Source organism: Protofrankia sp. Cas4, from assembly GCF_963555915.1.
Lineage (GTDB): Bacteria > Actinomycetota > Actinomycetes > Frankiales > Frankiaceae > Protofrankia.
Genome location: NZ_CAUVXL010000202.1, coordinates 1 through 3,458, shown reverse-complemented (window position 1 = coordinate 3,458; position 3,458 = coordinate 1). Strand labels below are relative to the sequence as shown.

Here is a 3,458-nt window from a genome sequence, read left to right as displayed (position 1 = left end):
ATGGCTCTGCGGACAGGACAGTGTGGGAAGCGGTCCTCGGAGGTGTCTCCTCACTGAGGACCACCGGGATCGCGGTCGAGAGCACCGGACTCGCGAACCAGCTCTGTCAGGCGTCTGATTCCGATGTGTTCGATCAACTGTTGGCCATTGGCATCGCCGATCCGGTGAAGCACTGGGTCGAGCTATTGAGTCTGATTGCCGGGAGAGTCAACGACAGTGGAGCCGGCTCGGTGTGGAGCCTGGTCCAGGGTCAGCTCGACGTGCTCGATGCGTTCCGCCGGGCGTCAACGGTCGAGGGTCGTCGGTTGCTCGCGGTCCAGGCTCGGTGGTCGGAGTTTCTTTCCTGGCTTGCCGACAGCCTCGGACGTCCGGGTGCTGCGCGGAAGTGGGCCGAGTTGGCGTTTAGCCAGGCCACCGAGGCTGGCGACCGTCGCACCGCGAGCTATGTCCTGATGCGACGGGCTCAGCAGGCTGCTGATCAGGGACGTGGCGGGGAAGCTGTCGCGCTGGGAGAAGGCGCGGCGGCCCTCGATTCCAGCAGTGCGTGTACCGCCGCATTGTGTCTCGTCCGGCAGGCGCACGGGCATGCCCTCAACCGCGACACCGCCGCCTCCCGCGCGGCCGTCCGTCAGGCGGTCCGGCTGCTGGCTGGTGCCGAACGTGACCCGGACCCGTTGGATGGGCACTGCACGGACCTCTACGTGGCGGCATATGAAGGTCGCTGCCGGCGGCTGGTCGGTGACCTGGACGGAGCGACGCGGATGCTGGACGAGGTGCTGGCGGCCTGGCCGGACGGGCTGCGTCAGGATGAGGTGATGTGGCGGGCATGGTTGGCGGACGCGCATGCCGCTGCTGGGCGCGTGGCCGAGGCGGGAGCTGAGGGCCTGCGTGCGTTGGAACTCGCCCAGGCCACCGGATCGGCGCGCGCTGACTCGGTACTCGACAGCATGGCGGGAGCGCTCGCGGGAGCCGATCGGGTGGTCGAGGTCGGCCAGTTCCTTGCCGCTCGCCGGGTCGTTAACGCTGCGACGAGGAGACAGCCATCCCTATGATCACCACGGCGACCAGCGCCGAGGCGGAGCGAGTCGGCGCGCGGCCGGCCGTGTTGCCGGTGGGCAGCTTCGAGCAGCACGGAGCTCACCTCCCCCTCACGACCGACACGTTGATCGCCCAGACGATCGCCGAGGCTGCGGCCGACGCGTACGGCCTGTTCCTGCTCCCGCCGGTCACGTTCTCGTGCTCCCACGAGCACGCGTCGTACCCGGGAACGGTGAGCATCTCGTCGGTCACTCTGACCTCGGTCATTCGCGACGTCGCCGACTCTCTACGTCGTTCCGGTGTCGCCGCAGTGGTGCTCGTCAACGGTCACGGGGGCAACTACGTCCTGAACAACATCGTTCAGGAGGCCAACATCGACGGGCCGAGCATGACGCTGTTCCCTGGACGGTCGGACTGGGCGGCGGCCCGCGCCGCCGCCGAGTTGGAGACCGACGCCCACGACGACATGCACGCCGGCGAGCTGGAGACCTCCATCCTTCTGCACGTGCACCCCGACCTCGTCCGGCCCGGCTGGAAGACCGCCGACGAGGGAGGCGGCCCCCGACCGCACCTCCTCGTCCACGGCATGCCGGCGTACACGCAGACAGGCGTGATCGGCCGCCCCTCGCTCGCTAGCGCGGAGAAGGGCAAACGGCTCCTGGACAGCCTGACCGGCCTGATGAGCGACCACCTGGACGCGCTCGGCCTGACTGCCCGCTGACCAGGTTCTACACCCGGCTTCATCGGCATCCGGAGAACCGAGCTGCGAGGCGAAGCAGCTACGCAATCAGACGGAGATCCGCTGCGCTCGGGCCGCGCCTGGCCACCCGAACGACTGGGCATGTATCCCGGCGTGTCAGGCCGAACACACCAGCACGGCGGACGTCATCTTCCCAGGTCAGCGGCCGGACAAGGCGCGAAGAGAAAACTTCGTCCCCGGGGGAATGACCTTGCGCCGTAGGTGAGGCATCGTTACCTCTCGTTACCGCCGAAGGCCGGCATGGTAACTCCCGACCCTGTGCCATCCCGAAGCGAATGCACGTCGTGCGCGTGGTGCTCAGGGATGGTCGGCAGGTGCGCCGGGGAACGGCACCGAGAGGAGACGTGGATGTCCATTGTGCAGGAGGTCGGCCCATCGGGTCCGACGCCGGCCGACTGGTTCGACCTGTCGATCACCATCGTCAATGACGACGGTTGCGTGGCAAGCGACGGCTGCGACACCTCGGACGGCTGCTCGTCGACCTGCCCGTCGGCGTGCGCCAGCTCGTAAACGGGCCGTCGCCGTGCCGCCCCGACGGCGTCGGGGCGGCACGGGAAGCGGATATGACGAAAGCCGGAAAAGGGGCGATGCCGATGGGCGGGGCGCTGTATCGGCCGGCCGGTCCCGCGTTGCTGCGCGCGGCGACGAACGCGCCGGGCAGCGTGGCGTGCTGGCCGGTGTTGGAAGACCCGGCGGCGTGCAGAGTGTGGTTGGCGCAGGTCTGGCCGGCGGCCCGGGAGTCGGTCGCGCTCGCCAGCAGCACGTTGGCTGCTCGGGTCGAGCAGATCGTGACCGGGCAGCCGGTCACAGACCGACGGCTGCGCGCTGCGGCGGCGACGGTGGTGCGGTACCTGCTGCGTGCCGAGGGGCGGGCGACGCCCTTCGCGCTGTTCGCAGGTGTCGCGCAAGCGAGGTTCGGCCAGCTGGGGTCGGTGCGGATCGGTGATCGCCACAGGTCGACGGCTCGGGTGGACGCCGCATGGCTGGGCGAGATCATCGACCGTCTGGAAACGGGCCCGCTGCTGGAGCGGGTGACAGTCGTGTTCAGCAGTCTCGTCGTCGAGCGGGCGGGGCGGTTGATCGTGCCGCACCCGGACGGCCAGGCGGAGATCCCTCTTACTCCGCCGGTGCGGCTCGTGCGGGATGCCGCCCGCGGTCCGGTGCGCTTCGCCGAGCTGGCCGACAGGCTGAACGAGGCGTTCACCGCCGCAGGCCCTGAGCGCATCGAGAGATTACTGCGTCAGCTCGTCGCCGAACACTTTCTGATCACCGGCTTTCGGGCGCCGATGACGGAGACCGATCCGCTCGGCCACCTGGTCACGGTCCTTCGGACGGCAGGTGCACGCGACCTGGTCGAGGTCGCACCGCTGGTGGAGGAGCTGACCACGATCCACACCCAGCTTGGTGAGCTCAACCACGCGCCGACGCTGGAGGCGCAGGCAGCGTCGCGCACGTCGCTGCTCGCGGCGATGGACCGGATCGCCCCCCAGCAGCGCTCTCCCCTCGCCCTCGACTTCGTACTCGACTGCGACCTTCAGCTGCCCGAGTCCGTCGCTTCGGACATGGCCGTGGCTGCGGGCGTCCTGACACGGCTGGGCCGGGAACCATTGGGACCGGCGGCATGGGCGGACTATCACCGCAGGTTCGTCGAACGCTACGG

The 3,458-nt window shown here is 69.1% G+C and carries 3 protein-coding genes and 1 pseudogene; all 4 read left to right on the top strand.

The window, feature by feature from the left end; translation table 11 throughout:
- A pseudogene (locus tag U9979_RS18670) lies at window positions 1–1,052 on the top strand (hypothetical protein); the annotation flags it as partial.
- Entirely contained in the window at window positions 1,049–1,759 is a 711-nt protein-coding gene (locus U9979_RS18665; RefSeq protein ID WP_322780391.1) for a creatininase family protein, read from the top strand. The pseudogene U9979_RS18670 and the gene U9979_RS18665, both read left to right, overlap by 4 nt.
- Before the next feature lie 387 nt (window positions 1,760–2,146).
- Entirely contained in the window at window positions 2,147–2,308 is a 162-nt protein-coding gene (locus tag U9979_RS18660; RefSeq protein WP_322780390.1) for an FxLD family lanthipeptide, read from the top strand.
- Between the two features lie 53 nt (window positions 2,309–2,361).
- Window positions 2,362–3,458 (top strand): lantibiotic dehydratase family protein (locus tag U9979_RS18655; protein WP_322780389.1); only part of this gene is annotated, 1,097 nt, incomplete at its 3' end.